General features: G+C 74.5%; 20 protein-coding genes. 14 read left to right on the top strand and 6 right to left on the bottom strand.

Features of this window, described 5'->3' with window-relative positions; all coding sequences use genetic code 11:
* The 7 genes from ABT015_RS35255 to ABT015_RS35225 form a co-directional block, all read left to right on the top strand.
* The coding region (locus tag ABT015_RS35255) for a phosphopantetheine-binding protein (protein WP_350886620.1) at positions 1-570 on the top strand (570 nt) is incomplete at its 5' end.
* Positions 571-612: 42 nt separating this feature from the next.
* Positions 613-837 (top strand): MbtH family protein, encoded by a 225-nt coding sequence (locus ABT015_RS35250; protein ID WP_350886618.1) that lies wholly within the window; start codon positions 613-615, stop codon positions 835-837.
* A gap of 65 nt (positions 838-902) precedes the next feature.
* Positions 903-2,729 (top strand): ABC transporter ATP-binding protein, encoded by a 1,827-nt coding sequence (locus ABT015_RS35245; RefSeq protein WP_350886615.1) that lies wholly within the window; start codon positions 903-905, stop codon positions 2,727-2,729.
* Positions 2,722-4,494 carry an ABC transporter ATP-binding protein gene (locus tag ABT015_RS35240; RefSeq protein WP_350886612.1) on the top strand — a complete coding sequence of 591 codons (1,773 nt, stop codon included), beginning with the start codon at positions 2,722-2,724 and terminating at the stop codon, positions 4,492-4,494. Before ABT015_RS35245 ends, ABT015_RS35240 begins: the two co-directional genes overlap by 8 nt.
* A gap of 97 nt (positions 4,495-4,591) precedes the next feature.
* Positions 4,592-5,431, top strand: a complete 840-nt coding sequence (locus tag ABT015_RS35235) for a siderophore-interacting protein (protein ID WP_350886610.1) — start codon at positions 4,592-4,594, stop codon at positions 5,429-5,431.
* A complete protein-coding gene (locus ABT015_RS35230; RefSeq protein WP_350886607.1) occupies positions 5,428-6,495 on the top strand; it encodes a FecCD family ABC transporter permease in 1,068 nt (355 codons plus the stop codon). Before ABT015_RS35235 ends, ABT015_RS35230 begins: the two co-directional genes overlap by 4 nt.
* Positions 6,492-7,616: a FecCD family ABC transporter permease gene (locus tag ABT015_RS35225; protein ID WP_350886604.1), complete on the top strand. Its 1,125-nt coding sequence runs from the start codon at positions 6,492-6,494 to the stop codon at positions 7,614-7,616. Before ABT015_RS35230 ends, ABT015_RS35225 begins: the two co-directional genes overlap by 4 nt.
* Before the next feature lie 51 nt (positions 7,617-7,667).
* On the opposite strand, the gene ABT015_RS35220 is transcribed toward ABT015_RS35225, so the two are convergent.
* From ABT015_RS35220 to dhbA, 6 genes are all read right to left on the bottom strand, one after another.
* Complete coding sequence (locus ABT015_RS35220) at positions 7,668-8,165, bottom strand: GNAT family N-acetyltransferase (RefSeq protein ID WP_350886601.1); 498 nt, start codon at positions 8,163-8,165, stop codon at positions 7,668-7,670.
* On the bottom strand, positions 8,162-8,974 hold the full coding sequence (locus ABT015_RS35215) for an ABC transporter ATP-binding protein (RefSeq protein ID WP_350886598.1): 813 nt from the start codon (positions 8,972-8,974) through the stop codon (positions 8,162-8,164). Before ABT015_RS35215 ends, ABT015_RS35220 begins: the two co-directional genes overlap by 4 nt.
* Positions 8,971-9,603: an isochorismatase family protein gene (locus ABT015_RS35210; RefSeq protein WP_350886595.1), complete on the bottom strand. Its 633-nt coding sequence runs from the start codon at positions 9,601-9,603 to the stop codon at positions 8,971-8,973. The genes ABT015_RS35215 and ABT015_RS35210 overlap by 4 nt, the downstream gene beginning before the upstream one ends.
* An 18-nt stretch (positions 9,604-9,621) precedes the next feature.
* Complete coding sequence (locus ABT015_RS35205; RefSeq protein WP_350886592.1) at positions 9,622-11,214, bottom strand: (2,3-dihydroxybenzoyl)adenylate synthase; 1,593 nt, start codon at positions 11,212-11,214, stop codon at positions 9,622-9,624.
* Positions 11,211-12,392 (bottom strand): isochorismate synthase, encoded by a 1,182-nt coding sequence (locus tag ABT015_RS35200; protein ID WP_350886590.1) that lies wholly within the window; start codon positions 12,390-12,392, stop codon positions 11,211-11,213. The genes ABT015_RS35205 and ABT015_RS35200 overlap by 4 nt, the downstream gene beginning before the upstream one ends.
* An 83-nt stretch (positions 12,393-12,475) precedes the next feature.
* Entirely contained in the window at positions 12,476-13,228 is a 753-nt protein-coding gene (gene dhbA / locus ABT015_RS35195) for a 2,3-dihydro-2,3-dihydroxybenzoate dehydrogenase (protein WP_350886587.1), read from the bottom strand.
* Between the two features lie 423 nt (positions 13,229-13,651).
* Here dhbA and ABT015_RS35190 point away from each other — a divergent pair, with 423 nt between their 5' ends.
* From ABT015_RS35190 to ABT015_RS35160, 7 genes are all read left to right on the top strand, one after another.
* Complete coding sequence (locus tag ABT015_RS35190; protein ID WP_350886584.1) at positions 13,652-15,184, top strand: PTS transporter subunit EIIC; 1,533 nt, start codon at positions 13,652-13,654, stop codon at positions 15,182-15,184.
* Positions 15,185-15,555: 371 nt separating this feature from the next.
* Positions 15,556-16,824: a helix-turn-helix domain-containing protein gene (locus tag ABT015_RS35185; RefSeq protein ID WP_350886582.1), complete on the top strand. Its 1,269-nt coding sequence runs from the start codon at positions 15,556-15,558 to the stop codon at positions 16,822-16,824.
* A 242-nt stretch (positions 16,825-17,066) separates the two neighbouring features.
* Positions 17,067-17,468, top strand: a complete 402-nt coding sequence (locus ABT015_RS35180) for a cobalamin B12-binding domain-containing protein (protein WP_402451820.1) — start codon at positions 17,067-17,069, stop codon at positions 17,466-17,468.
* On the top strand, positions 17,465-18,754 hold the full coding sequence (locus tag ABT015_RS35175; RefSeq protein ID WP_350886576.1) for a methylaspartate mutase: 1,290 nt from the start codon (positions 17,465-17,467) through the stop codon (positions 18,752-18,754). Before ABT015_RS35180 ends, ABT015_RS35175 begins: the two co-directional genes overlap by 4 nt.
* A gap of 91 nt (positions 18,755-18,845) precedes the next feature.
* Complete coding sequence (locus tag ABT015_RS35170) at positions 18,846-19,838, top strand: asparagine synthetase A (RefSeq protein WP_350886573.1); 993 nt, start codon at positions 18,846-18,848, stop codon at positions 19,836-19,838.
* Positions 19,835-21,103, top strand: a complete 1,269-nt coding sequence (locus ABT015_RS35165) for a glutamate synthase-related protein (RefSeq protein ID WP_350886570.1) — start codon at positions 19,835-19,837, stop codon at positions 21,101-21,103. The genes ABT015_RS35170 and ABT015_RS35165 overlap by 4 nt, the downstream gene beginning before the upstream one ends.
* 214 nt (positions 21,104-21,317) lie before the next feature.
* Positions 21,318-26,051: a non-ribosomal peptide synthetase gene (locus ABT015_RS35160; RefSeq protein WP_350886567.1), complete on the top strand. Its 4,734-nt coding sequence runs from the start codon at positions 21,318-21,320 to the stop codon at positions 26,049-26,051.

Below are 26,051 nucleotides of genomic sequence, written 5' to 3'. Positions count from 1 at the left end.
ATCGAGGACGCGATCGCGGCGCACGAGGAGGTGGCGCAGGCGGCGGTGGTGGTCCGTGAGGACACCCCGGGCGTCAAGCGCCTCGCCGCCTACCTGGTCCCAGGTGAGGGTACCCTTATCGAGGTCACCGAGCTCCGGCGTATGCTGGCGGCCCGCCTGCCCGAGTACATGGTCCCGTCGGCGTTCGTCGTGCTGGACGCGCTGCCGCTGACCGTCAACGGCAAGCTCGACCGCAAGGCCCTGCCGGAGCCGGGAGCCGAGGACTACACGACCGCCGGATCGCAGCGCGAACCCCGGTACCCGAGCGAGAAGGCGGTGCACGCGGCGTTCGCACACGTGCTGGGCCTGCCCTCGCTCGGCATCGACGAGAACTTCTTCGATCTCGGCGGCCACTCGCTGCTCGCCATGTCGCTGCTCCAGCGGCTGCGCGAGGAGTTCGAGGGCGACCTCTGCCTGGCCGACCTGCTCGCCAGGCCGACCGTCGCCGCCCTCGCCGACTTCCTGGTGGACCGTCTGGTCCACACCGCCCTCGGGGCGGACCCGGGCGACGGCACCGCCTGCTCCGTCTGACCGCGACCGACCCTTCGCCACACGAATCCCAAGGAGAACCAGATGAGCGCCACCAACCCCTTCGAGGACGATGACGCCCGCTACCTCGTGCTCGTCAACGCCGAGAACCAGCACTCCCTGTGGCCCACCTTCGCCGAGGTCCCGGCCGGCTGGACGGTCGTGCACGGCGAGGACACCCGCCAGGCGTGCACCGAGTACATCGACGCCAACTGGACCGACCTGCGCCCGGCCAGCCTGATCGCGCGCACCGAGGCCGCAGCCTCCTGACCCGCCCGGGCGGGGACGGCCACGCGCCGTCCCCGCCCGCATCGTTCCCCGCCGAGACCCGACGGATGGCCATCGCCGTGAGCACCCACCAGCCAGAACCCGCCGCAGGGCCGCCCGACGGCCTGACCGCCGAGCAACTAGCCGCCGAGGAACTGGAACCCGGGGCCCTCTCAGTCGAGCGCTGCCGCCGGGCCAAGGCCCTGCTGCGCGGCTCGATCCGGCCCCACCGCAGGACGGTGGCCGCCGCCATGGTGGCCGCCGCGGTCCGCCAGCTCGCCCTGCTCGCCGTGCCCTGGTGCGTCCAGAAAGCGATCGACGAGGGCTTCCAGAAGAACGACAGCGGAGCCGTGCTGACCTGGGCCGGCGCCACCGCGCTCGCCGCCCTCGTCCAGTTCGTCGGCCTCTACGGCTGGCAGTACTGGGCGGGCTACGCCGACGCCAAGGTCGGCGCCGACCTGCGCTCCCGGCTGCTCCACCACCTCTCCGGGCTGGACCGGGCCGCCCTCGCCTCGCGCGGCCACGGCGACCTCGCGATGCGCGCCACCCGTGACACCGACCTGGTGCGCGAGTGGGTGCACGGACTCTCCATCTGGGTCGTCCTGGGCACCACCTTCATCACCGTGCTGCCCGCCATCGCCATGCTCGACCTCAGCCTGCTGCTGGTGACCCTGGGCACCCTGCCCTTCCTGATCTGGGTCAACCTGCACTTCCCGCGCCGCTTCGCCGCCGCCAGCGGTGAACTCGCCAAGGCCCACGGCAGCCGCGCCGACACCGTCGCCGACCTGCTCCAGATCGGCACCGGGCTGCGTGGCACCGGCGGGCACCGGCCGCTGGTCGAACGCCACCACACGGCCAGCGCCGAGGTCACCGAGCGCACCGTCACCGCGGCCCGGATCGAGGCCAGCTGGGCCGCCGTCGCCCCCTTCGTCCCGCGCCTCGCGGTGGCGGCCGGAGTCGGCTTCGGCGGGCTCGCCGTCCTCGACGGCCGCCTCGACACCGGCGGACTCGTCGCCTTCACGACCTGGATGGCCATCGTCACCCTCGCCACCCGGGTCCTGGTCGACCGGCTCCTGGAGCGCGGGCAGGCCGACGTCGCCGCCGCCCGCATCGACGAAGCCCTGTCCATCAGCCCCGTCGTCGCCGACCCGCCGGCCGACCTGGCCGAGGACCTGCCCGCGCACGGCACGCTGGAGTTCACCGGCGTCACCGCCGTCCGGGACGGCCGCACCGTCCTCGGCCCGGTCGACCTCGCCGTCGGCCACGGCGAGTTCGTCGCCGTCTCCGGCGCCACCGGCTCCGGCAAGAGCACGCTGCTGCGGCTCGCCGTCCGCCTCGACGACCCCGACCAGGGCACCGTCCGCTACGGCGGCACCGACCTGCGCCGGGCCCGCCTGGACCAGGTCCGCACCCGCATCGCCTACGTCGCCCAGCGGCCGGTGCTGCTCTCCGGCTCCGTCGCCGACAACCTGCGGCTGGGCCGGGACATCGACCTGGCGGACCTCCAGGAGGCCTGCCGCACCGCCGGCATCCACGACCAGCTCACCGCGATGCAGGACGGCTACGACACCGAGCTCGGCGAGGGCGGCACCGCGCTCTCGGGCGGCCAGGTGCAGCGCCTCGCGATCGCCCGGGCCCTGCTCGGCGACCCGACCCTCCTGCTGCTGGACGACTCCACCTCCGCCCTGGACACCAGCACCGAACGAACAGTCCTCGACCGGCTGCGCGCCTGGGCCGGAGGCGAGCGGACCGTCCTGTTCGCCACCCACCGGTCCGCCGTGCTGGACGCCGCGGACCGGGTGCTGACCCTGGAGTCCGCGCGCGGCGGCGAGCCCGACCCCGACGCACCCGACGCCCTGACCACCCCGGACGCCATGGAGGTGGCCCGTGGCTGAACAGCCCCTGCTCCAGGAGGAGGCGGACGAACGGGCGGTGCTGCGCCGGGCCATGCCCTACCTGCGCCCGCACCGCACCCGTCTCGGCATCGCCCTCGGCGTCGGCCTCGCCGACTCCGCCGCGCTGGTCGCCGTCGCCCCGCTGATCGGCCTGGCCGTCAACTCCCTCGACAGCCGCGACCGCGGCGGCCTCGGCCTCGCGGTGGCCCTGCTGGTCGGACTCGGCCTCGTCCAGCTGGTCCTCGCCCGGGTCGGCGAACTGCTGCTCATCAAGGGCGGCGAGAACGTCGTGCGCACCCTGCGCGAGCAGGCCGTGGAGAACCTCGCCACCGCCCCGCTGCGCTTCCTGGAGACCCACCGCAGCGGCGAGCTGTTGCGCCGGGCCACCGGCGAGGTCGCCGCGCTCGCCGCGTTCGTCCGGCTGCACCTGCGCAACCTGGTCTCCGCGGTCGCGACCCTGGCCTTCACCCTGATCATGCTGGTCGGCTACTCCTGGGTGCTGCTGCTCGTCCAGCTCGCCGTGTTCCTGCCGCTGACCCTGCTGGTCACCCGGTGGTTCCAGCGGGACGCCGCGGCGGCCTTCGGCGGCAAGGCCGGCGCCGAGGCGACGGTCGCCGCCACCTTCTCCGAGACCCTGACCGCCCGTGAGGCGCTGCAGACCTCCCGGGGCCTGACCGGCTGGAGCGCCCGCTTCGAGCGCGAGAACCGGCACGCCGTGCGGGCCGCCCGCCGGGCGCTGCGGGTGGAGAACCGGATCGACCTGGTCAGCCTGATCGAGGGCGCCGCCCTGGTCGTGCTGCTCGTGGTCGGCGGCTGGCTGGTCACCCGGGACGCGGTGAGCGTCGGCACCGTGGTGGTCTTCGTGATCGCCAGCCGCAACCTCTTCGACTCCTTCGCCGACCTCTCGCAGCTCGTCGGCGAGGTGCAGACCGCCCGCACCGGCCTGGCCCGGCTGCTCGACCTGCTCGCCGCCACCACCGCCCCCGCCCGGGGGGCGCAGGCCCGGAGCGGGAAGCTGCCCGCCCGGGGGGACCTGCGCTGCGTGGCCGTCGACTACCGCTACCGCGCCGAGGGCCTCGACCTGCACGGCATCACCCTGGACCTCCCCCAGGGCAGCCGCACCGGCGTGGTCGGTGAGACCGGCTCCGGCAAGACCACCCTGTCCAAGCTGCTCTGCGGCCTCTACGAGCCCGACGGCGGCTGCGTCACCTTCGCCGGCACCGATCTGACGGACATTCCGGAGGAGGAGCTGCGCCGCCGGATCGTCCTGGTGCCGCAGGAGGTGCGGCTGGTCTCCGGGACCATCGCGGACAACCTCGCGCTGGTTCAGGGCGCGCCCGACCGGGCCCGGATCGAGCGGACCGTCGACCAGCTGGGCCTGCGGGAGTGGCTGGCCGACCTGCCCGGCGGGCTGGACGCCGAGGTCGGCCAGCGCGGCGGCAACCTCTCGGCGGGGGAGCGGCAGATCCTGGGCGTGGTGCGCGCCGTCCTCGCCGACCCGGCGGTCCTGGTCCTGGACGAGGCGACCGCCGACATCGACCCGGTGACCGCGGGCCGGCTGGAGCACGCGCTCGACGAACTGCGCGCCGACTGCACCCTGGTGGTCATCGCCCACCGCCCGGCGACCATCGCCCGGCTGCCCCGGGTGGTGCGGCTGGACGGGGGACGTCTGGTGAGTGACGGTCCGGCGGGCGAAGGCCCGGCGGGAGACGGTCCGGGGGACGGAACCCCGCTGGTCTCCGAACTGCAGGTTAGGCTAACCTAATCGAACGATCGCCCTGTGCCGCCGTCCCGGCTTCCCTCGGGCCGGCGGCACAGGGCTGTCCGGGCCTGCACGCTCTCTTCACGGATTGGGCTGACCGATGAACACCGACACGGCGCCGCCGCGCATGCGAATAGTCCGCCATCCGCTCAAGTACCGCCTGCTGGAGGTCAAGCAGGTCACCAGGGTCAGCCCGGGCACGGTCCGGGTGACGTTCCACGGCGACGCGCTGGAGGGCTTCTGCGAGCAGGCGCCCACCGACCACGTGAAGCTCTGCTTCGCCGAGCCGGGCGCCGACCTGCCGGTCGAGCCGATCGTCGAGAACGACACCTGGATGGACGCCCCCGAGGGCATGTCCGAGCCGCTGACCCGCGACTACACCGTCCGCGGCTACCGCCGCGAGGCCCACGAGCTGGACATCGACATGGTCCTGCACGGGACCGGCATCGGCTCCACCTGGGCGGCGGCGGCCGAGCCCGGCATGCGCCTGGGCGTGTTCGGCCCACGCGGCTCCGAGGAGATCCCCTTCGTCCACGACTGGTACCTGCTGGGCGCCGACGAGACCGCGTTGCCCGCACTGGCCCGCTGGCTGGAACTGCTGCCCGCCGGCGTCAAGGTCCTGGCCTTCGTCGAGGTCCCCGGCCCCGAGCACGAGCAGGTCCTCGCGACCTCCGCCGACGCCACCGTCACCTGGCTGCACCGGGGCGACGCCGCGGTCGGCAGCACCGACCTGTTGGAGCAGGCGATCCGGGCCGCGGAACTGCCCGGGGGCATGGGCTTCGCCTGGGTCGCCGGCGAGGCGAACACCCTCAAGCCGATCCGCCGTTACCTGCGCAACGACTGCGGTCTGACCAAGAACCAGGTCGACGTCGACGGCTACTGGAAGCGTGGCGTGGCCAACCACGACCACCACGAGGACGAGCACCAGCAGCACGCATGACCGTCGAAACCCTTGACCAGCCCGCCGCCCCCGCCGCCACGGCGCCCGTGCCCCGGGGGCGGCCCGGCACCGCCCGACGTGCCGCCTGGCTGCTGGGGGCGCTCCTGCTGCTCGCGCTGCTGGTCCTCGCCAGCATCGCGATCGGCGCGCGCTCCGTCTCCCCGGGGCAGGTGCTGCACGTCCTGCTGCACCGTGAACCGTCCTCCGAGGACTGGATCGTGGTGCACCACTCCCGCATCCCCCGGACCATGCTGGGCATCGCCGTGGGCGCCGCCCTCGGCATCTCCGGGGCGATGATGCAGGCGCTCACCCGCAACCCGCTGGCCGACCCGGGCCTGCTCGGCATCAACGGCGGCGCCGCGGCGGCCGTCGCGGCCGGCACCGCGCTGTTCGAGCTGAAGTCCTTCGGCGCCTTCGTCTGGTTCGCGCTGGCCGGCGCCGCCGTCGCCGCGCTGATCGTGCAGCTCCTCGGCGGCAGCGGCCGGGCCTCGGCGACGCCGGCCCGGCTCGCGCTGGCCGGCACCGCCGTCACCGCCGTGCTCACCGCCTTCGTCAACGGGCTGATCCTGCTCGACCCGCTGACCCTGAACCGGTTCCGCTTCTGGCAGGTCGGCACCCTCGCCGGTGTCGACGGCGCCGTCGTCGGGCAGGTCCTGCCGTTCCTGGTGGTGGGCGGCGTCCTGGCGCTCGCACTGGCCAGGCCGCTCAACGCGCTGGCCCTCGGTGACGACGCCGGGCACGCGCTCGGCGCCAACCCCGGTCGGACCAGGCTGCTCAGCCTGGTCGCGATCACCCTGCTCTGCGGGGCGGCCACCGCGGCCGTCGGGCCGATCGCCTTCGTCGGCCTGGCCGTTCCGCACCTGGCCCGTCACGTCTGCGGGCCCGACCAGCGCTGGATCATGCTGCTGTCGGCCGTCTTCGCCCCGGTGCTGCTGCTCGGTTCCGACATCGTGGGCCGGCTCCTGCTGAGTCCGGCGGAGCTCCAGGTCGGCGTCGTCACCGCGTTCATCGGGGCCCCGCTCTTCATCGCCCTGGTACGCGGCCGGAGGATCGCCCAACTGTGAACAGCCCCACCGCGGTCGAGCCGACCGCCGTACCCACCACCCCCGCCGCGCGCGCGGCCGGGTCGGCCGCCGGCCGTCCTGGCGCCGTCCCGCTGGCCGCCGTCCGGCTCCCCGGCGGCCTGTCGTTGCGCTGGCACCGCCGGGCCACCGTGGTCTCCGTGGTCCTCCTCGTGGCGCTCGTGGCCACCGCCGTCTGGTCGCTGACCGCCGGCGACTACCCGATGCCGGTCGCCGACGTCGTCGAGGTGCTGACCGGCGGCGGCCGCCGGGCCGACCGGTACATCGTCATGGAGGTACGGCTGCCCCGACTGCTGACCGCCCTCCTGGTCGGTGCGGCGCTGGGGCTGGCCGGCTCGCTGTTCCAGACCCTCGCGCGCAACCCGCTGGGCAGCCCCGACGTCATCGGCTTCACCGTCGGTTCGGCGACCGGCGCCCTGGCGGTGATCCTGGTCATCGGCGGAAGCGCCGCCGCGGTGGCCGGCGGTGCGGTGGTGGGCGGCATGCTCACCTCCGTCCTGGTCTACCTGCTGGCGCGGCGGGGCGGGACCCAGGGGTACCGACTGGTCCTGGTCGGCATCGGCGTCAGCTCGCTGCTGTCCTCGCTCAACGCCTACCTGATCGCCCGTGCCTCCTTCAGCGACGCGCAGAGCGCCGCGGTCTGGCTCACCGGCAGCCTCAACGCGCGCGGCTGGGAACACTGCGGGCCGATGGCGGCCGCGCTGCTCCTGCTGCTCCCGGCGGCCGTGCTGCTGGGCCGGCCGCTGCGGATGCTGGAGATGGGCGACGACGCGGCGTCCTCGCTGGGCGTGCGCACCGAGGGCGCGCGGGTGTGGCTGGTGCTGATCGGCGTCGGCCTGACCGCCGCGGCCACCGCCGCCGCCGGGCCGATCCCCTTCGTCGCGCTGATCGCGCCGCAGGCCGTCCGCCGCCTCACCCGGGCCACCGGCCCCAACCTGCTCGGCTCGACCCTGCTCGGCGCCCTGCTGCTGGCCCTCAGCGACCTCGCGGCGCAGCGGTTGCTGGCCCCCACCCAGCTGCCCGTCGGTGTGCTCACCGGTGTGGTCGGCGGCTGCTACCTGGTCTGGCTGATCCTCGGCCAGTGGCGCGCCAAGCGCGGCTGATCGGAGGTCGCGGTCGGGTGCCCGGCCGCGACCCGGCGCCCGGGCGCCCCGTCAGACCAGGCGGGTGAACACCTGGGAGTGCCGGGCCGGGTCCAGGCCGGCGGCCCAGTCGCGGGGCGCGGCCGAGGCGGGGATCTCCCGGAAGCCGCGGCGCAGGAAGAGCGCGCCGCCGCCGGTGGTGGCGGTGACCAGGGCGCGCAGGCCCCGGCGGCGGGCCTCGGCGACGACGGCCGTCACCAGGAGCGAGCCTTGGCCCGCGCCCTGTCGGTCAGCCCGGACGCACAGGTTGTGCAGCAGCCCGGTGGCGGGCCGGCCGGCCTCCGGGGCCAGTGCGCGCAGCGCGACGCAGGCGTCCAACCGGTCGCCGTCCGGGCCCTGGCCGTGGACCACCAGGAAGGTGTCGGCCGGGTGCCGATAGGCGTCCGGCGCGCGCTCGCGCAGCGCGCCGGAGCGCATGAACGGGACGGAGAGCGCGTACAGCGCCGCCGCGTCCGAGCGTTCGGCGCGGACCGCCCGCAGGACCTGGGTCGCGTACGGCGCGGCGGTCACCGGACGGTGCCGCGGCGTGCGGGGGCCAGCGGGACGACCAGCGGGGTGCCGGTCTGCGGGTCCTCGATCACCTGGCAGGGCAGGTCGAAGACCTTCTCGACGAGGGCCGCCGTGACGATCTCGGCGGGCGGGCCCTCGGCGACCACCGTGCCGTCGCGCATGGCGATCAGGTGGCTGGCGTACCGCGCGGCCTGGTTGAGGTCGTGCAGCACCGCGACCAGGGTGCGGCCCTGCTCCTCGTGCAGGCGTGCGCACAGGTCGAGCACCTCGACCTGGTGGGCGATGTCCAGGAAGGTGGTCGGCTCGTCCAGCAGGAGCAGCGGGGTCTGCTGGGCGATGGCCATGGCGAGCCAGACCCGCTGGCGCTGGCCGCCGGAGAGCTCGTCGACGAAGCGGTCGGCGAGGGCGTCGACGTTGGTGGCCGCCATGGACTCGGCGACGATCCGCTCGTCCTCCCGCGACCACTGCCGGAACAGGCCCTGGTGCGGGTAGCGTCCGCGGGCCACCAGGTCCGCGACGGTGATGCCGTCCGGGGCGGTGGAGCTCTGCGGGAGCAGTCCGAGCCGGCGGGCGAGCTCCTTGGCGGGCAGTGCCCCGATCTGCTCGCCGTCCAGCAGCACCCGGCCCGCGGCGGGCTTGAGCAGGCGGGCGAAGGCGCGCAGCAGGGTGGACTTGCCGCAGGCGTTCGGACCCACGATCACGGTGAACGAGTCGTCCGGCACCGTCACCGACAACTCGGTGGCGATGGCGCGCTCGCCGTAGCGCAGCGTCACCCGCTCGGTGAGCAGGCGTCCTTCGGCGGTGGTCACTTCTCCTCCAGCAGTTCGTCGGTGGTCAGGACGACGGCGCACTTCTCGGCGGCCCAGCGCAGGGCCTCGCGGTGCTTCTCGGCGGAGAAGTCGGCGACGGCGTCGCCCACCACGAACGCCTGGATGTCGCGCGTCCACGCGTCGCAGGCGGTCATCATGACCCCGATGTGCGCGTAGACGCCGACGATCACCAGCTGGTCGCGGCCGGTCTCGTGGAGGATCCGGTCGAGGTCGGTGCGGGCGAAGGCGCTGTACTTCCACTTGAGCAGCATGACGTCCTGCTCGGCGGGTGCGACCACGTCGGGTACCGCCTGGGCCCGGGGGTCGGCGGGCAGGCCCGGCCCCCAGAAGTCGAGCTGCAGACCGCGTTCCCCGGGGGTCTGGCCGCCGCGCTGGTGGGAGTAGATCACGGGCATGCCCAGGGTGCGGGCGTGCGCCAGGATCCGCGCGGTGTTGGCGAGGGCCGGGGCCAGTGGGGGGCCCTCGGCGGGGAAGGCGCCGAGGAAGTAGTTCTGCAGGTCGTGGACGAGGACGGCGGCCCGCGAAGGGCTGACGTGCCACGGCACCTTGCGAGGGGGGAGGTCCTCGGGGCCGGGCAGGCGGTAGGGGGCGATGGCGGGCAGAGCCATGCGGGTGGCCTTTCTGGGCTAGCGGGTGGTGGTGCGCAGGTCCTTCTTGCTGACCTTGCCGATGCCGGTGCTGGGGAAGGCGTCGACGAACTCGACGCGGTCCGGGACCTTGTAGGCGGCCAGGCCGGCGGCGTGGACGAAGGACTTGAGCTCGGCGGGGCGCGGCCGGTCGGCGCCGGGACGCAGGATGACGTAGGCGCAGCTGCGCTCGCCCAGGTACTCGTCCGGGGTGGCGACGACGGAGACGTCGTGCACGGCGGGGTGGGCGAGCAGGACGTTCTCGACCTCCTCGGCCGCGACCTTCTCGCCGCCCCGGTTGATCTGGTCCTTGGCCCGGCCCTCGACGACGAGGTGGCCGGTGGGCGTGCGGCGCACGATGTCGCCGGTGCGGTAGAAGCCGTCGGCGGTGAACGAGCGGGCGTTGTGCTCGGGAGCCCGCCAGTAGCCGCGGATGGTGTACGGCCCGCGGGTCAGCAGGTGCCCGGTCTCGCCGTCGGGCACGTCGACGTCCTCGTCGTCGACGACCCGGACCTCGTCGTCGGGGGAGATCGGCCGGCCCTGGGTGGTGAGGACGGTGTCCTCGGGGTCTTCGGGGCGGGTGTAGTTGACCAGGCCCTCGGCCATGCCGAACACCTGCTGGAGCCGGCACCCGAGGGCCGGGCCGAGTCGGCGGGCCGCCTCCTCGCTGAGCTTGGCACCGCCGACCTGGAGCAGGGCGAGGCTGGACAGGTCGTGCCCGCTGCCCGGTGCGGCCTGGGCCCAGGCGAGGGCCAGCGGTGGGACGACGCCGGTGATCGTGACGCCTTCGCGGGCGATCAGGGACAGCGCGGTCTCGGGGCTCGGTTCGGGGGCGAGGACGACCCGTCCGCCGGCGTGGAAGGTGCCGAGCGTGCCGGGGGAGCTGAGCGGGAAGTTGTGGGCCGCGGGCAGCGCGCACAGGTACACCGTGTCCGCCGAGAGCTCGCAGATCACCGCGGACTCGCGCACGCTGTACAGGTAGTCGTCGTGGCAGCGGGGGATGAGCTTGGACAGGCCGGTGCTGCCGCCGGAGAGCTGGAGGAAGGCCAGTTCGCCGGAGTGCGGCGGGTCGGTCGGCGCCACGGGGACGTCCGCGCGCAGCTCGGCGAGCGGGGTGAAGCGGGCCGGGTCGCCCACGACGAAGACCTCGCCGAGCCCGGGCACCGCGGCGCACACGTCGGCGGCCAGATCCCGGTAGTCGAAGCCGCCGTGGCGGTCGGCGATGAACAGCGCCTTGGCCTCGGCGAACTCGCAGAAGTACGTGATCTCGGCCCGGCGGTGTGCGGGGAGGGCCATCACGGGCACCACGCCGGCCCGCAGCGCGCCGAAGAACACCTCGAAGAACTCGGCCACGTTGGGGAGTTGGAGGACGACCCGGTCGCCCTTGCGCAGCCCGCGGGTGAGCATTCCGGTGGCGAGCCGGTCGGCCCGGGCGTCGAGCTCGGCGTAGGTCCAGTGCCGGTCGCCGTCGGTCACGGCGACCCGCTCCGGTGTCGTGGCGGCGTGGCGGCGGATCATGGCGTCCAGTGGCTCGCCGGTCCAGTGGCCGGCCGCCCGGTAGCGCTCGGCGGCTTCTTCGGGGTAGAGGCTCATTCGCTGTCCTTCAGTCCGACGGCGTGCAGGAAGGTGCGGAACTTGGCGTCGGTCTCGGCGAGTTCGTGTTCCGGTACGGAGGAGGCTATGACCCCGGCGCCGGCGAACAGCCGGAGCCGGTCTCCGTCGGCCTCGGCGCAGCGCAGGGTGACGACCCACTCGCCGTCACCCGAGGCGTCGCCCCAGCCGACCACCCCGGCGTAGAGTCCGCGGTCGAAGGGCTCCAGGCCGGCGATGAGGTCCCGGGCCCGGTCGGTCGGGGTGCCGCAGACGGCGGGAGTGGGGTGCAGGGCCAGCGCGAGGTCGAGGGCGCTGGTGGACGGGTCGCGCAGGGTGCCGGTGACGGTCGTGGACAGGTGCCACATGGCCGCCGTGCGGACGAGCGAGGGCCGCTCGGGGACGACCAGGTCCACGCAGTGGGGTGCGAGCGCCCGGCGGACGGCGTCGGCCACGAAGGCGTGCTCGGCGAGGTCCTTCCCGGAGCGCATCAGCGCCTCCGCCCGCTGCCGGTCCTCCACCGGGTCGGTGCTGCGGGCGGCGGAGCCGGCCAGCGGGTTGGACACCACGCGGGTGCCCCGGCGGGAGAGCAGGAGCTCGGGGCTGGCCCCGATCAGCGTGGCGGTGCCGCCGGCCGGTACCGCGAAGGTGTGGCCGCGCGGATCGCGGTCCAGCAGCCGCCGCACCATGGCGGGGATGTCGGTGCCGCCGGGGGAGGTGAGCTCCAGGGTGCGGGCGAGGACGATCTTCGCCAGGTCCGGGTCCTCGTTCATGAGCCGCACCGCGGTGGCGACGGCGGCGCGGTAGCCCTCGGGAGCGGGGACGGGGCGTTTGGTCCACGCGCCGCCGGTGGCCGGGGCCGGGACGGGCGGGCGCGGGAGGTCTTCGGTGACCGGGCCCGCGTGCCGGACCCGTTCCGGGATGAAGAGTTCGGCGGGTCGACCGGGGGAGAAGGGGATCGCCCCGACCACGACCGCCTCGCGGCCGTCGGCCCGGGCTTCGGCCAGCAGCCGGCCGGCCGCTGCCGGGTCGGGTACGGACCGGTGCCGTCCTTCGGCGAGGAGAGTCCGGGTGGGGCCGGCCAGGAAGGCCCGGTCCGGTCCCGGGCGGTAGGCGGCGAGGAGTTCACCGCAGGTCGCGGAGGACGAGGCGGTGGACCGGGCTTCGAACGCCGTGGTCATGGTGCTCCGTTCTGACGGCGCCGCAGGGCACCGGGGTGATGGGGCTCGTGGGACGGACCGCGCGGGACCGCCCCGGGCGGAGGTCAGGCCCGCAGGGTGGCTCCGCCGTCGACGTACAGGTCGTGCATCGTGATGTGGCGTGCGCGGTCGCCGGCGAGGAACAGGACGGCCTCGGCGATGTCGTCGGGGTCCGCGATCCGGCCGAGCGGGATACCCACCCGGAAGGTGTCCGGATCGCCGTCGAGCACCCGGCGTTCGGCGTCCGGGTCGGTCCACAGCGAGCGCTGCATGGCGGTGTCGGTCGAACCCGGCGAGACCAGGTTGCACCGGACGCCGGCGCCGGCGAGCTCCAGGCCGAGGCAGCGCATGAACATCGTGGTGGCGGCCTTGGAGGCCGCGTAGGCCGCCATGTTCATCCGTGGCACGCCGGCGGCGTTCGACCCCACGGTGACGATGCTGCCGCGGCCTCGCTCGGCCATGCGCCGCCCGACGGACCGGCAGGTGTGGAACACGCCGGTGGTGTTGACGGCGAAGGTGCGCTGCCATTGTTCGTCACTGGTGTCCAGGACGGATCCGGCGTGCAGGACGCCGGCCACGTTCACCAGGATGTCGATCGGGGCGTGCTCACGTTCGACCCGGTTCACCAGGTCTTCGACGGCGTCGGCGTCGGTGACGTCGAGCCGGCGGACCGACGGATCGGAGGGACGCAGGTCGCAGGCCACGACCTGGGCCCCGCGTGCGGCCAGCAGGCGGGCGACGGCGGCTCCGATGCCCTGGGCGGCGCCGGTGACCAGCGCGGTGCGGCCTGCGAACTCGGAGGACGATATCGGATCCATCGGTTACCGCACTCCTACGGCGGTCGAGGTGTCGGCGCGCCGACCGGTGGGGCGTGGCCGGACGGCACGATTGGGGACGGGGGGCATGTGAGGACTACTTCCGGAGGTCGGACCGCAACGGCGCGGACAAACGTACGACTTGGTGAGGTAAGGTTAGCCTAACCGCGCCTGGGGGTTCGGAGCGGGACGGTCGGTACGGTTCTCCGGCACTCGCTCCCGTACGACTCCCACGGCTCGCGGCCCTCCCGGAGCCCCTCGACCGGGCGATCCTTCGGTGAGACGTCCCGTGACGGGACGTTCGGCGACGACACGGGTGTCGGACGTCTGGCGGGCCGGCCCGCCGAGTGGTTCGCTGGGTACTCGACGCGGGAGCGCGCCGCCCGCCGCCTTCCGACCCCACCCCCCAGGATCCCGGGGCCCCTCATGCCGGACGAGAAGCACCGCGGCACCGCCGAAGCGATCCTCCCGCTCGTCGGCGGCCCCGCCAACATCCACTCCGTCGCCCACTGCATGACCCGGATGCGGCTGGGCCTGAACGACCGCTCCCTGGTGGACGAGGACGCGCTCAGGGCCCTGCCCGCCGTGCTCGGCGTCGTGGAGGACGACACCTACCAGATCGTCCTGGGCCCGGGCACCGTCGCCCGGGTCACGCCCGAACTCCAGCGGCTCGTCGACGCGTCCGCGCCCCGGGCCGCCGGCGGTGCCGGGGAGCCCGCGGGCTCCCGGGAGCCCGCCGGAGGCGAAGCCGCCGTCGACGCCGGGGAGCTCGCCCGGCGCGGCGCGCGACTCAGGGCACAGGCCGGGGCCAGGAATGCGACACCGGTCAGACTCCTGCTGCGCCGGGTCGCGAACATCTTCGTGCCGCTGATCCCCGCCCTGATCGGCTGCGGCATCGTCGCGGGCGTCAACGGGGCCCTCGCCAACCTCGGTTGGGCCACCGGGCTGGTCCCGGCCCTCGCCGCGATCTCCTCGGGGTTCATGTCCCTGATCGCCGTCTTCGTCGGCTACAACACGGCGAAGGAGTTCGGCGGCACACCGATCCTCGGTGCCGCCGTGGCCTGCGTGACCGTCTACGCCGGGGTCGCCAAGGTGGAGGCCTTCGGGCACCACCTCGCGCCCGGCCAGGGCGGTGTGCTCGGGGCGCTCGGCGCCGCGCTGCTGGCGGTCCAGGTGGAACGGTGGACCCGGCGCGTGATGCCCGACGCCCTGGACGTCCTCCTCACCCCGATGGTCACCGTCCTCGTCACCGGCCTGGTCGCCCTGTTCGGCCTGATGTTCGTCGCCGGGGAGGTCTCCACCGGGATCGGCGACCTCGCCACCTGGCTGCTGGCCCACGGCGGAGCCCTCGCCGGGCTGGTGCTCGGCGGCATGTTCCTCCCGCTGGTCATGCTCGGCCTGCACCAGGCGCTGATCCCGATCCACACCACCCTCATCGCACAGCAGGGTTCCACCGTGCTGCTGCCGATCCTCGCCATGGCCGGGGCCGGCCAGGTCGGCTGCGCCCTGGCGGTGTACGCGCGGCTGCGCCGCAACCCCTCGATCCGCGCGACCATCCGGTCCGCACTGCCCGCCGGCCTCCTCGGCGTCGGCGAGCCGCTGATCTACGGCGTCTCGCTGCCGCTCGGCCGCCCGTTCGTCACGGCCTGCGTGGGCGGGGCCTGCGGCGGGGCCGTCGTCGGGTTCCTGGGCCAACTCGGTACCGCCGTCGGCTCGACCGCGATCGGCCCCTCCGGCTGGGCCCTGTTCCCGCTGCTGGCCGGCCCGCACGGGTTCGCGGCGAGTGCGGCCGTCTACGCCGCGGGCCTGGTGACGGGGTACGTGACGGGCTTCCTGGCGACGTACTTCTTCGGCTTCACCCGCGGGATGCTCGCCGAACTCGACGTACCCGCACCGGAGAACGGCCGGAGCCCGGCCCCGGGCGACGCGGCGGACCCCGGCCGCCGGAGCACGGGCTGAACCCGTTCCGCGGCGCGGGCGGGCCTCCCGCGCAGCCTCCGTCGAGCAGTGCGGTCGCCCCGGCTCCGACGAGCCGGAGGAGGCGGGCATCCGACGGCCGTCAGGGCGTCGGATGGGCTGTGAGGCCCGGGTGAAGGTCGTGGGTGGGGCCGGTGATCGGCCGTTGATCGGGCGTAGACGGGGAGCCTGGAGCATCTGGAACCGGAGGGGACCGGTTCGGAGGCCACAGCCTGACCACCGGGTTCCACGCGGTCGGACCACGGACCGCGCGGGTGCCCAGCGCTGATGCCGCCACTGGTCCCGACCCCCTATCAGGAGTCCGGACCACGAAGGGCAGACGAGGCATGGACGGCGGACAGTGGGTGCAAGCGGTGAGGACGGCGACGGGCTTCGGAGAGCAGCTGAGGGTGCGGCGCGAGCGGATCGGCCTGACCCAGCAGTGCCTGGCCGATCACGCCACCCTGAGCGTGCGGGCCATCCGGGACATGGAGAGCGGCCGGGTGAGACGGCCTCGGAACGAGACCGTCCGGCTGCTGGCGGACGCGCTGCGGCTGGAGGGCCGCAGCCGGGCGGACTTCGAGGAGGCCGCCCGTCGGCACCCGCTCGCCGATGAGCCGGCGGCCGTGGCGCCGGTCGCCCCGCCGGTGGCGCGGGGGGCCATCGTCGGCCGGGAGATGGAGGCCGAGGTGCTGTCCGACGCCTTCGCCGTGCACGGGGACCGGCTGGTCTCGCTGGTGGGGCTCGGCGGGGTCGGCAAGACCCGGCTCGCCCTGGAGGTGGCCCGCCGCCTGCACCTGGCCGCCTGCTGGTCGGTGCGCTGGGTGGACTGCTCCGGCGACTCGGCCCCCTGGCACGGCCGGGTGGACGACATCGTCCGGGACATCGGCGACCGGCCCGCCCTGCTGGTGCTGGACGGCGCCGACGGCGGGGTGGACGCCGACCGGCTGGACGGGCTGTTCCACCACTGCCCCGGGCTGCGGGTGCTGATCACCGCCCGGGAGGCCTGGCCGCTGCCGGGCGGGCAGGTCGTCCCGCTCGCCCCGCTGCCCGTACCGTCCCCCGAACTCGACTCCCAACCCGAGGCGTTGGCGCAGATCGGCGCCGTCCGGCTGCTGCTCTCGCACCTGCGCCGGCTGCGCCCCGGCTACACCCTGGAGCGCTCCGAGGCCCCCGCCGTGGCCGCGCTCTGCCGCCAGCTGGACGGCCTGCCGGGGGCGTTGGAGCGCGCGGCGGGGTGGACGCTGGTGCAGTCCACCGCCCAGCTGCTGGCCCGGCTGTCGGCCGGCCCGTTCACGCTGGCGGCACCGCCGGTGGTGTACGGCACGCGCGGCGACGTCCGGGACGAGGTGGAGCCGGCGATCCAGCGGTTGACGGAGCGCCAGCGGGCCCTGCTGGAGGTGCTCGTGGACGAGCCCGGGGACTGGTCGGGGGAGGACGCGGTGGTCCGCAGCGGCTGGGCGCCGCAGACCTGCCTGGCGACGGTGCACGAACTGCTGTCGCGCGGACTGATCCGCAGCGTGCCCGCCCGCGACGGGGTGCGCTTCACGGTGCTCAACGTGTGCCGCCGCCTGCTCCGGGAGGAGCCCGGGCACCGGTTCGCGCCGGCCGCGGACGTCCAGCTGCTCGCCGTCGCGGGCTGACCGCGCGGCGGCCGGCCGGGTGTCGATACTGCCGCTTCTTGCCCGCATCTTGCCGCACGAGCTGCCGGTCGCCGGGCCCGATCGTTCCTAGCGTTCTCCGTGGGGCTGGACCGCCGCGGAATACGCGCCGGAATTCCCGGGCCGCCGGCAGGGGCGTCGGCGGAATTCCATCGACGATCGCTACCGACGAGGGCTGGGCTGTGGAGTACGGAAACGCGGGAGAGAGCAGACCGGACGTCGTCGTGACGACGACGGCCTCGGATTCGCACACCTGGAACCTGGTGTTCCTGCAACTGCTGCTGGAGGAAATGGGCCACCGGGTGACGAACCTGGGCGCGTGCGTCCCCGACGCCCTGCTGATCTCCGAATGCCGCCGGATCGAACCGGGCCTGATCGTGGTCAGCAGCGTCAACGGGCACGGGTACCAGGAAGGGCTGCGGGTGATCCCGGCCCTGCGCGCCTGCCCGGAACTGCGGCGCACCCCGACGGTCATCGGCGGCAAGCTCGGCATCGCCGGAACCGACGACCCCGACCGCGAGCGCACACTGCTCGCGGCCGGCTTCGACCGGGTCTTCGAGGAGGGCTCCGCGGTGGCCGGGTTCCGCGAGTTCGTCGACGGGCTGCGCTCCCGGGTCCTGCTGTGACGAGCTTCGGCGCGTTCGTGGCGCAGGCCGCGGAGGCCGGCGCCCTGGTGGTCCAGCCCCGGATGGGGATGGCACAGGCGGCCCGGATGCGGGAGGGCCTGCTCGCCACCCGGGCGGCGGCCGCCGTCACCGTCGGCACCATCACCCTGGACAGCTACACCCGCACCGGCGACCTCGACGCCGCGCGGCGGGCACTGGCCGCCGGGGCCGGCCTCAACGGCTACCCGATCGCCACCCACCCGGTCGAGGTCACCAGGGCGGTCCTGGCCGGGGTGGCGGACGCGGGCTTCCCGGTGCAGGTCCGGCACGGCTCGGCCGCGCCGGAGCACATCATCGGGGCGCTGCTGGCGGCCGGCCTGGACGCCACCGAGGGCGGACCGGTCTCCTACTGCCTGCCGTACGGCCGCACCCCGCTGCACGAGGCGGTGGCCCGCTGGCAGCGCAGCTGCGAACTCCTGTCTTCCATGCGGGAGTTCGGTGCGGATCCGCACCTGGAGACGTTCGGCGGCTGCATGATGGGTCAGCTCTGCCCGCCCTCGCTGCTGATCGCCATCAGCGTCCTGGAGGCGCTGTTCTTCCGCCAGCACGGGCTGCGCAGCATCTCGCTCAGCTACGCCCAGCAGGCCAACGCCCGCCAGGACGAGGAGGCGCTGGCCGCGCTCGGCCGGATCGCGGGCGAACTGCTCGCGGACGTCGACCGGCACCTCGTGGTGTACGCGTACATGGGCGTGTACCCGCGCTCGCCCGACGGCGCCCGGCTGCTGCTGGAGGACGCCGCGCGGCTCGCGGTGCGCGGCGGCGCCGCCCGGCTGATCGTCAAGACCACGGCCGAGGCACACCGCATCCCGACCGTCGCCGAGAACGTCCGGGCGCTGGAGACCGCCGCCGCGGCCGCCACGGCGGAACGCGCCCGCCCCCGGCCCGCCGCCCCGCCGGACACCGGGATCGAGGCCGAGGCCAGGGCCCTGATCGGCGCGGTGCTCGACCTGGACACCGACGTCGGACGGGCCCTGGTGCGGGCGTTCGCGGCCGGCTACCTGGACGTGCCGTACTGCCTGCACCCCGACAACGCCGGGCGGACGCGCAGCTCGATCGGCCCGGACGGACGGCTGCTGTGGTCCGCCGTCGGCTCGATGCCGATCGCCGGGCTCGCCGAGGGCGGCCGCGCGCCGATCCTCGGCTCGGCCGGGCTGCTGGCCGCGCTCTCCCAGGTCCAGCAGCGCTACGACGGGCGGGCCGAACGCCCGCCCGCACCCGCACCCCGGGGCCTGCCCGCCGGCCGGTGAGGCGCCGGGTGAGACGTCCGGTGAAGCGCCCGCCGAGAAACCACGCTCCACGCTCACGCTCCACGAGAGAACGAGAGAAGAGGACCCGACCATGCCCGACGCCACGCCTCTGCCGCCGACCGACCCGGGCCGGCACCTGACCGCGCCGGCCACCCGCAGCGCGCTCCGGATCCAGCAGCACCTGCTCACCGCGGCCCGCGAGTTCCTGCGCGGCCGGGGCTTCACCGAACTGCTGCCGCCGATCATCGGCCCCGTCACCGATCCCGGTGCGCGCGGCTCCAAGCAGGTGGACATCGACTTCTACGGCCACCGCTACAAGCTGATGACCAGCGCGATCCTGTACAAGCAGGCCTCGCTGCTCGCCTTCGACAAGATCTTCTGCATCGCCCCGAACGTCCGCCTGGAACCGCTGGAGACCGCCGGGACGAACCGCCACCTCGCCGAGTTCCACCAGCTGGACGTGGAGGTCGCCGGCGCGAGCCGGGACGACGTCGTCCAGCTGGCCGAGGACCTGGTGGTGCACATGGTCGACAGCACCGTCCGCGCGCTCCCCAAGGAGTTCGCCGAACTCGGCCGGGACCGGCTGGCCTTCGCCGAACTGCTGCGGGGCTCCTTCGGCCGCATCCGGCACGCCGAGGCGGTCGCCGAACTCCAGGGCATCGGGCACCCGCAGCGCGCCGAGGCCGAACTCGACTGGGAGGGCGAGGCGTTGCTGTCCGCCCGGCGGGACCGTCCGTTCTTCGTCACCGACTACCCGAAGGGCTCGCGCGGCTTCTACGACCGCGAGCACCCCGACGACCCGGGCCTGCTGCGCAACTTCGACCTGCTGGCACCCGAGGGCTACGGCGAACTGTGCAGCGGCAGCCAGCGCACCAACGACTACGCGGAGATCGTCACCCGGATGCGGGAGACCGGCGAGAACCCGCAGAAGTACCGCTGGTACCTGGACCTGGTGCGCGAGGGCGTACCGGCCAGCGCGGGCTTCGGCATCGGGGTCGAGCGGCTCACCCGGTACGTCGCCGGGCTGGACGCCGTCTGGCAGGCCAGCGCCTTCCCGAAGATCGCCGGGGTGGTGTCCCCGTGAGCGACCTCAGCGCGCCGGGATTCCCGGAGGAGGAGGTCCGGCAGCGGGCCCGCGCCGGGGCCGCCGCCGCCTTTCCGCCCGCCGAGGAGTACGGACACGTGCTGTTCGGCGCCGGCCGGTCGGGCGCGGCGGACCGGCCGGCGCCGGACGCCCTGGACGCGCTGCGGATCGTCCCGCCGCTGTTCCTGCCGCAGCGGCTCGCCAAGCTGATCGACCTCGGTCGCGAGCCCGACTACCGGGACGTCGAACTGGCCACCACCATCGGCGGGTTCGCCTCCGCGCTGCCGGTGTACGTCTCCGCGACCGGCTCCACCCGGGCCGCCGGTGGTGACCTCGGGCTGGCGCTGAGCCGGCAGGCCGGGGCGCTCGGCATCCCGATGGTGATCGGCGAGAACGTGGTGCCGGTCAACGGCTACGGCCGGCTCGGTGAGGCGGCCGACCGCACGCTGCTCGGCCGGCTGCGCGCCTACACCGAGGAACTCCCGGACGGCCTCGGCGGCGTGGCCGTCCAGCAGAGCACCGAGGACGCCGACGCCGAGGTGTGGAACCTCGTCCACAGCGACCCGGCCGCCCTGCCCCTGCTGGAATCCGGGCGGCTGGCCTTCGAGTTGAAGGTCGGCCAGGGCGCCAAACCGGGCCTGGGCGGCATGACCGTGCTGGAGGCCGAGGCCGCCGCCGCGCTGGGCGACCGCTTCGGGCTGGACCCGTTGTTCGGCGACGGGCGGGTGCTGCGCGCCGCCACCCCGGGCACCTTCACCGCGGAGATCCTGCGCCAGCAGATCCGGCTGATGCGCAACAACTACCCGCGGGTGCGGATCTGGGTGAAGCTCTACCCCGGCCGGGACGTGGCCGAGGCTGCCCGGGTGGCGCACGAGGCCGGGGCGGACGCCGTCGTGGTGGACGGCGCCGAAGGCGGAACCGGCTGGGCGCCCGGGGTGTTCCTGCCGCACGTCGGACTGCCGCTCGCGGAGTGCCTGCGTCGGCTGGCGGTCGAGCCGCCGCCCTCGCTGCTGGTCTCCGGGCGGATCTGGGAAGGCGCCCGAGCGGTCAAGTGCCTGGCCCTGGGGGCCCGCGCGGTGGGCCTCGGGCGGGCGGCGCTGCTCGCCGTGGCGGAGGACCGGGAATCCGGACTCCGCCGTTTCGTGGACTGTCTGGCGCTGGAACTCCGGCTGCTGATCAGTGCGCTCGGAAAGTACGCGCCGCAGGCCCTGGACCGGGAGGACGTCTGGTCCCCCGAGGAATACGGAATCACCGCCGGCCGGTAGCCCCGGCCCGCCCGGGTCGATTCCTGCGGCAGGCCCGGAAAAGCGGCACCGGAAACTGCCGATTTACTTCCTGATTTTCTGCCGATAGGGCCGTCGAATTCCCCCTATCGTCGAACTCGTCGCCGATTCATCTCACTTCTGGGGCTGAATGATGTCCTCTCGCGGTTTCCCTACTGAGAATGCTGCGCCCGAAATCACGGCGCCTGAAATCACGGTGCCCGCTTTCGAGCCGCCCGCTTTCGAGCCGTTCGCCTCCGCCGTCCGCCGCTTTCCGGAGCGGCCGGCCGTCCGCACCGGCGGCCGGACCGTCAGCTACCGGGAGCTGGACGGCCTGACCGCCGCGCTCGCCGCCCGGCTCGCCCCCGGGGGGACGGTCGCCGTCACCGGCCGCGACCGGCTGGACCACGTGGTCGCGCTGCTGGCGGTCCTGCGGGCCGGCGCCACCTACCTGCCGCTGGACCGGGAGGCCCCGGAGGAGCGCAACCGCTGGATCGCCGAGGACGCCGGGGCCTCCCTGGCCCTCGGCGGCGAGGAGCTCACCGAACGCACCGGGCTCACCGAGCTCAGCGACAGCGCGGGTGCCGGTGCCGGTGGCGGTGCCGGCTACGTCATCTACACCTCCGGCACCACCGGCCGTCCGAAGGGCGTGCACGTCCCGCTCGCCGCGCTGACCGGCCACCTGGCCGCCGCCGTCCGGACCTTCGGCCTGACCGAGCAGGACGTGGTGCTGCAGTTCGCCCGTCCGACGGTGGACGTGGCCGTGGAGCAGGTCCTCGGCGCGCTGTCCGCCGGGGCCTGCCTGGTCCTCCCGGAGCACCGGCTCCTCTCCCCGGCCGAACTGCTGGACCTGCTGGACGCCGAGGGCGTCACCGTCGCGAACCTGGCCGCCGGCTACTTCCAGGACGTGGTGGCGGCCCTGGGCGGCCGGGTGCCGCGCACCCTGCGGCTGATGATCTCGGGCAGCGACAAGCTGGAGCCCGCCACCGCCGCGGCCTGGTGGGCCGCGACCGGGGTGCCGCTGCTGAACGCGTACGGACCGACCGAGACGGTGGTCACCGCCACCACCCACCGGCTCGCGGGCGAGCAGCCCGAGGCGGGCGTGCCGATCGGGACCGCGCTCGGCGGGCGGCGGCTCTACGTGCTCGACGAGCGGCTGCGCCCGGTGCCGCCCGGCACGGCCGGCGAACTGTACGTCGGCGGGCCGCTGCTGGCCTCCGGCTACCTCGGCCGCCCGGGCCTGACCGCCGACCGCTTCGTCGCGGACCCGTTCGCGGCCCTGCCCGAGGACCCGTCCGCAGACCCCGCCGCAGCGCCGAGCGGCGCTCCCGGCGCGCGGATGTACCGCACCGGCGACGTGGTGCGCCGCGCCACCGAGGACGGGCCGCTGGAGTTCGTCGGCCGCAGCGACCATCAGGTGAAGGTCCGAGGCTTCCGGGTCGAGCCGGGCGAGATCGAGCAGGTGCTGGCCGGGTACCCGGGCGTCACCGGCTGCGTGGTGGTGGCGCGCGAGGGCCGGCTGGCCGGGTACCTGACCGGCGCCGCGCCGCGGTACGCCGAGGCGCGGGCCTGGCTGGCCGAGCGGCTGCCCGAGCACATGATCCCGGCGACGCTCACGGCGCTGGACGCCTTCCCGTTGACCGGCGGCGGCAAGGTGGACCGCCAGGCCCTGCCCGAGCCGCAGGCCGAGGCCGAGGGCCGGCCCGCCGGCCGCCCGCCGCGCACGCCCGCCGAGCAGCTGATCGCGGCGGTCTGGGCGGACGTGCTCGGGGTGCCCGAGGTCGGGGCGGACGACAACTTCTTCCACCTGGGCGGCGATTCGCTGACGGCCGTGCGGGTGGTGGGCCGGGTCTTCGACGTCTTCGGCATGGTGTCCCCGTACACCATCTTCGACGCGCCGACGCTGGCGGAGTTCGCCGCCGCGGTGACCGCCGCCTCCGGCGGTGAGCGCCCGGCGCTGGTCCGCTCGGGCGCCGCCGAGGCCCCGCTGTCCAAGTTCCAGCGCGGCCTCTGGTTCCTCGACCAGTGGAACCCGGACGCGCCGACCTACGTGGTGCCCTGGGTGTTCCGTTTCGCCGGGCCGGTCGACCCCGAGCTGCTGCGGCAGGCGCTGGCCGGGGTGGTGGCGCGGCACGAGAGCCTGCGGACGACCTTCGAGCTCGCCGAGGACGGCCCGCGCCAGATCGTCCACCCGGCCGTGGAGCCGCCGTTCACGCTCACCGAGACCACCGCGGACCAGGTGGACGACCTGGTGGCCGAGGCCGCGCTGGAGCCCTTCGACCTGGAGGCCGGGCCGCTGGTGCGGGCGCGGGTCTTCCGGGCCGCCGGGGCGACCACCCTGCTGCTGCTCTTCCACCACATCGTCTGGGACGAGGGCTCGCTGCCGGTGCTGGAGGCCGAACTCCAGGAGCTGTACGCGGCGGCGGCCGAGGGGCGCCCGGCCGAGCTGCCGGAACTCGCCGTCCAGTACGGCGACTACGCGGCCTGGCAGTACCAGGACGACACTGCCGAGCGGCAACTCGACTACTGGCGTGAGCAGTTGGCCGACGCGCCGGACGCCGACGCGCTGGCGCCGGACCACCCCCGCCCCGAGGAGCAGGCCTTCCGCGGTGCGTTCCACCGCTTCGCGATGCCGGATCCGGTGGCCGGGGCCGTCCGGGCGCTCGCCCGCAGCGAGGACGCGACCCCGTTCATGGTGCTGCTCGCCGGGCTCGCGCTCACCCTGCACCGCCGCTCCGGGCAGCGCGACCTGGTGCTCGGCTCGCCGGTGAACGTCCGCGGCCGAGCCGAACTCGACGGCCTGATCGGCTACTTCGTCAACCTGCTGCCGCTGCGCCTGAACGTCGAGGAGGGCGTCTCCTTCCGCGAGCTGGTCCGGCACGTGCGCGAGGTGTCGATCGCCGGCTACCGGCACCAGGAGGTGCCCTTCGACGACATCGCGAACGCGGTGCTGGAGGAGCGCCCCGAGGACCGGAACCCGCTGTGCCAGGTACTGCTGGAGCTGCACCCGCTGGACACCCGCCCGCTGACCGTCGGCGGGTGCGAGGTCACCCGCCAACTGCACTCCAACCCCGTCTCCCGCTTCGACCTGTCCGTCTCGGTGGACGACCGCGGCACCGGCTTCACCGGCCGCTTCGAGTACGACAGCGACCTCTTCGAGGCCTCCACCATGGCCGGACTGTGCGAGCAGTGGCTGGGCACCCTGGCCGCCGCCCTGGAGGTGCCGGGGCACGCCCTGTTCGAGGCGCAGGCCGCCCGGGCCCCGCAGGCCACCGCCCTGATCTCCGGTGAAAGGACCGTCCCGTACGGCGAGTTGAACGCCGCCGCGAACCGGCTGGCGCGCCACCTGGTGGGCCTGGGCATCGGCCGCGGCGACACCGTCGCCGTACTCGCCGACCGCGGGCCGGAGATGGTCACCGCGCTGCTGGCCGCCCTCAAGACCGGCGCCGCCTACACCCTGCTCGACCCGGACTTCCCGGCCGAGCGGCTGGCCGGCGCGGTCGCCGACACCGGCGCCGCCACGGTGATCACCCACCGCCACGCCACCGTGCCGTTCGCCGTCCAGCGCCAGGTGGACCTGGACGCCGCGGCCGCCGAACTGGCCCGGTACGCGGCGCACGACCTCGGCCTGCCGGTCGACGGCGGCGACCTCGCCTGCGTGATGTTCACCTCCGGCTCCACCGGCCGCCCCAAGGGCGCGGCCGTTCCGCACCGCGCGCTCACCATCACCTACCTCGGCCAGGACTACGCCCGCTTCGGCCCGGACGAGGTCTGGCTGCAGTGCTCGCCGGTCTCCTGGGACGCCTTCGCGCTGGAGCTCTACGGCGCGCTCTGCTTCGGCGGTGCGTGCGTCCTGCAGCCCGGCCAGCGCCCCGACCCGCAGGCCATCGCCGAGCTGACCCGCCGCCACGGCGTCACCGAACTCCAGCTCTCCGCCAGCCTGTTCAACTTCCTGCTGGAGGAGCTCCCGGAGACCTACGACGGCCTCAAGCTGGCCATCACCGCCGGTGAGCGGGCCTCCGTCACCCACGTGGCCAAGGCCTTGGAGACCTACCCCGGCCTGGTCGTCGCCAACGGCTACGGCCCGGTCGAGAGCCTCGGCCTGACCACCTGCCACCAGGTCGGCCCGGAGGACGTCACCGGCAGCTCCGTCCCGATCGGCGTCGCGCTGAACGGCAAGGGCATCCTCGTCCTGGACGAGCTGCTGCGCCCCGTCGAGCCCGGCGTGACCGGCGAGCTGTACGCCTCCGGCGGCGGTCTCGCCTACGGCTACCTCGGCCGGCCCGGCCTCACCGCCGAGCGCTTCGTCGCCTCCCCGTTCGGCGCCCCGGGCGAGCGCATCTACCGCACCGGGGACCTCGGCTACGTCAGCGCCGGGGGCCTGCTGGAGGTCACCGGCCGGATCGACGACCAGGTCAAGATCCGCGGCTTCCGGGTCGAGCCCGGCGAGATCGAGGACGCGCTCACCCGGCACCCCGCCGTCCAGGAGGCCGCCGTCACCGTCCACGAACCCGCCCCGGGCGACCACCGCCTGGCCGCCTACGTCACCGTCGGGGCCGACGCACCGGACCCGGAGGTGCTCCTCGACCACCTGGCCGGCCTGCTGCCCGAGCACATGGTGCCCGCCACCCTGGACGTCCTGGACGCCCTGCCGCTCAACCACAACGGCAAGGTCGACCGGAAGGCGCTGCCCGCCCCCGCCGGGCGCCGGGCCGCCGCCCACGACCCGCTGACCGAAGCCGAACGGCTGGTCGCCGAGGCCATGTGCGAGGTCCTCGACCTCACCGAGGTCGGCCGGGAGGACAACTTCTTCCGGATCGGCGGCAACTCGCTGGCCGCCGTCCGGGTCGCGATGCGGCTGTCCCGGGAGACCGGCACCCGCGTCCCCCCGCAACTGGTGTTCCGGGCCAGGACCGTGAGCGCCATCGCCGAACGGCTGGCCGCCCGATGA

The organism is Kitasatospora sp. NPDC094016, assembly GCF_040304045.1.
In the GTDB taxonomy this organism is placed as follows: Bacteria; Actinomycetota; Actinomycetes; order Streptomycetales; family Streptomycetaceae; genus Kitasatospora.
This window is presented reverse-complemented; position numbering and strand designations above follow the sequence as displayed.